Consider the following 414-nt stretch of genomic DNA (forward strand, 5'->3'; position numbering starts at 1 on the left):
CTTCACCAATGAACCAAGTAGCATAAGCCCATTCTGCATTGCGGGGTTTCAGTTGTAGACTACTGCCATCATCTACATCTGGTAGCAGTTCATCTGTGGTATCTGTCACTGGTAGATTAAAGACACGCACTCTTGGGGAACGGGTAATTGTCGCCCAGCGATCGCCTGATGTCATATATCCTATTTCGGCAATATAATCGCGTTCGCTTTGAGGAATTTCTACATAGATTTCTACTGCACCCGGTTCTAATTCATAGTGCTGGATAAATACTGGTGTTTGATAACTCAAGTCCACATCAGTAACATCATATAGCCGCAGTGCCAGTTGAGAGATGCCATAAGATTGTAGTACTTGTTGACTGGCTTCACCAATGAACCAAGTAGCATAAGCCCATTCTGCATTGCGGGGTTTCA

The 414-nt window shown here is 44.2% G+C and carries 1 protein-coding gene; it reads right to left on the reverse strand.

The features are described 5' to 3' along the window. Window positions 1-414 (reverse strand): DUF4912 domain-containing protein (locus ACM0OS_RS29045; protein WP_414546630.1); only part of this gene is annotated, 414 nt, incomplete at both ends.

This window comes from Nostoc sp. CCY0012 (genome assembly GCF_963920855.1).
Taxonomy (GTDB): domain Bacteria; phylum Cyanobacteriota; class Cyanobacteriia; order Cyanobacteriales; family Nostocaceae; genus Cyanocohniella.